Source organism: Micromonospora sp. NPDC047707, from assembly GCF_040704235.1.
Classification (GTDB): domain Bacteria; phylum Actinomycetota; class Actinomycetes; order Mycobacteriales; family Micromonosporaceae; genus Micromonospora.
The window spans coordinates 1-3,391 of the sequence record NZ_JBEYSU010000092.1 but is presented as its reverse complement, the minus strand read 5'-3'; the positions used below and the strand labels follow the sequence as shown (position 1 = coordinate 3,391).

The following is a 3,391-nucleotide window of genomic DNA, read 5'->3' as shown; positions in this document are numbered from 1 at the left end:
AGTAGGTGTGGGGTGTTTCGGGTTGTGGGTTGGTCGTTTGTTGAGAATTGCACAGTGGACGCGAGCATCTTTGTGGTCAAGTTGTCAAGGGCGAACGGTGGATGCCTTGGCACCAGGAGCCGATGAAGGACGTGGGAGGCCGCGATAGGCCTGGGGGAGCTGTCAACCGAGCTGTGATCCCAGGGTGTCCGAATGGGGGAACCCGGCATCAGTCATGTGGTGTCACCCGCACCTGAACTCATAGGGTGTGTGGAGGGAACGCGGGGAAGTGAAACATCTCAGTACCCGTAGGAAGAGAAAACAACAGTGATTCCGTGAGTAGTGGCGAGCGAAAGCGGATTGAGGCTAAACCGGCTGCGTGTGATACCTGTCAGGGGTTGCGTGGTCGGGGTTGTGGGACCCTGCTACACGAGCTGACACTCGTGTGAGGAGTTACAAAGCCAGTTGTTAGTCGAATGGTCTGGAATGGCCGACCGTAGACGGTGATAGTCCGGTAGGTGAAAGCAGCTGGTCTTCTGTGGGTGTTCCCGAGTAGCGGCGGACTCCTGAAATCTGCCGTGAATCTGCCAGGACCACCTGGTAAGCCTAAATACTTCCTGGTGACCGATAGCGGACGAGTACCGTGAGGGAATGGTGAAAAGTACCCCGGGAGGGGAGTGAAATAGTACCTGAAACCGTTCGCCTACAATCCGTCGGAGCCTTGCGGGGTGACGGCGTGCCTTTTGAAGAATGAGCCTGCGAGTTAGTGGCATGTGGCGAGGTTAACCCGTGTGGGGGAGCCGTAGCGAAAGCGAGTCTGAATAGGGCGATTCAGTCGCGTGTCCTAGACCCGAAGCGGAGTGATCTAGCCATGGGCAGGCTGAAGCGCGGGTAAGACCGCGTGGAGGGCCGAACCCACCAACGTTGAAAAGTTGGGGGATGACCTGTGGTTAGGGGTGAAAGGCCAATCAAACTCCGTGATAGCTGGTTCTCCCCGAAATGCATTTAGGTGCAGCGTCGCGTGTTTCTTGCCGGAGGTAGAGCACTGGATGGTCTAGGGGGCCCACAAGCTTACCGAAATCAGCCAAACTCCGAATGCCGGTAAGTGAGAGCGCGGCAGTGAGACTGCGGGGGATAAGCTTCGTAGTCGAGAGGGAAACAGCCCAGATCACCAGCTAAGGCCCCTAAGCGTGTGCTAAGTGGAAAAGGATGTGGGGTCGCATAGACAACCAGGAGGTTGGCTTAGAAGCAGCCACCCTTTAAAGAGTGCGTAATAGCTCACTGGTCAAGTGGTTCCGCGCCGACAATGTAGCGGGGCTCAAGCACACCGCCGAAGCTGTGGCACTCACACAAGTACTTCGCCGGCGCTCTTCGGGGTGTTGGTGCAGGTGTGTGGGTGGGTAGGGGAGCGTCGTGCCGGGGGTGAAGCAGCGGGGTGACCCAGTTGTGGACGCGGCACGAGTGAGAATGCAGGCATGAGTAGCGAAAGAAGGGTGAGAAACCCTTCCGCCGGATGACCAAGGGTTCCAGGGCCAGGCTAATCCGCCCTGGGTGAGTCGGGACCTAAGGCGAGGCCGAGAGGCGTAGTCGATGGACAACGGGTTGATATTCCCGTACCCGCGAAGGAGCGACCCTGACGAACCTCGTTGTGCTAACCACCCGATCTGTGGGCGGTCTTCGGACCAAACATGGGGAGCGTGGGAACCTGGCGGGTAGTAGTCAAGCGATGGGGTGACGCAGGAAGGTAGCTGAGCCCGGCCGGTGGTTGTGCCGGGGTAAGCGTGTAGGCCGTGCTGTAGGCAAATCCGCAGCACATGTAGGCTGAGACGTGATGCCGAGCCGATTCAGGTGAAGTCAGTGATCCTATGCTGCCGAGAAAAGCCTCTAGCGAGTTCCGAGCGGCCCGTACCCCAAACCGACACAGGTGGTCAGGTAGAGAATACCGAGGCGATCGGGCGAACTGTGGTTAAGGAACTCGGCAAATTGCCCCCGTAACTTAGGGAGAAGGGGGGCCGGAGACGTGAAGCCCCGCGCGGGTGGAGCGTTGTATGGCCGCAGAGAGCAGGGGGAAGCGACTGTTTACTAAAAACACAGGTCCATGCGAAGAAGTAATTCGATGTATATGGACTGACGCCTGCCCGGTGCTGGAACGTTAAGGGGACCTGTTAGCTCTTTCGGGGGCGAAGCGGAGAACTTAAGCGCCAGTAAACGGCGGTGGTAACTATAACCATCCTAAGGTAGCGAAATTCCTTGTCGGGTAAGTTCCGACCTGCACGAATGGCGTAACGACTTCCCCACTGTCTCAACCACAGGCCCGGCGAAATTGCACTACGAGTAAAGATGCTCGTTACGCGCGGCAGGACGGAAAGACCCCGGGACCTTTACTATAGCTTGACATTGGTATCTGAATTAGCTTGTGTAGGATAGGTGGGAGCCGGTGAAGCTCGCACGCCAGTGCGGGTGGAGGCAATCTTGAAATACCACTCTGGTTGGTTTGGGTATCTAACTTCGGACCGTTATCCGGTTCAGGGACAGTGTCTGGTGGGTAGTTTAACTGGGGCGGTTGCCTCCTAAAGGGTAACGGAGGCGCCCAAAGGTTCCCTCAGCCTGGTTGGCAATCAGGTGTTGAGTGCAAGTGCACAAGGGAGCTTGACTGTGAGACTGACGGGTCGAGCAGGGACGAAAGTCGGGACTAGTGATCCGGCACTGGCATGTGGAAGCGGTGTCGCTCAACGGATAAAAGGTACCCCGGGGATAACAGGCTGATCTTCCCCAAGAGTCCATATCGACGGGATGGTTTGGCACCTCGATGTCGGCTCGTCGCATCCTGGGGCTGTAGCAGGTCCCAAGGGTTGGGCTGTTCGCCCATTAAAGCGGTACGCGAGCTGGGTTTAGAACGTCGTGAGACAGTTCGGTCCCTATCCGCCGTGCGCGTAGGATACTTGAGAAGGGCTGTCCCTAGTACGAGAGGACCGGGACGGACGAACCTCTGGTGTGCCAGTTGTCCCGCCAGGGGCACGGCTGGTTAGCTACGTTCGGAAGGGATAACCGCTGAAAGCATCTAAGCGGGAAGCTCGCTTCAAGATGAGGTATCCCACCACCTTTCGGGGTGGGTAAGGCCCCCAGCTAGACGACTGGGTTGATAGGCCGGAAATGTAAGCCCGGTAACGGGTTCAGTTGACCGGTACTAATAGGCCGAGGACTTGACCAACAAAGCTGCTACGCGTCCACTGTGCAACTCCCGACAAACGAACAACAAACCCGTGTGGGTGTTGTTTGACATGTCGATAGAGTTACGGCGGTCATGGCGGAGGGGAAACGCCCGGTAACATTCCGAACCCGGAAGCTAAGCCCTCCAGCGCCGATGGTACTGCACTCGGGAGGGTGTGGGAGAGTAGGACACCGCCGGACA

2 rRNA genes are annotated in these 3,391 nt (G+C 57.6%); both read left to right on the top strand.

The window, feature by feature from the left end:
* Positions 1–74: 74 nt before the first annotated feature.
* Positions 75–3,190, top strand: a 23S ribosomal RNA gene (locus AB0873_RS31645).
* Between the two features lie 83 nt (positions 3,191–3,273).
* Positions 3,274–3,390: ribosomal RNA gene (gene rrf, locus AB0873_RS31640) — 5S ribosomal RNA — on the top strand.
* Position 3,391: the final 1 nt, after the last annotated feature.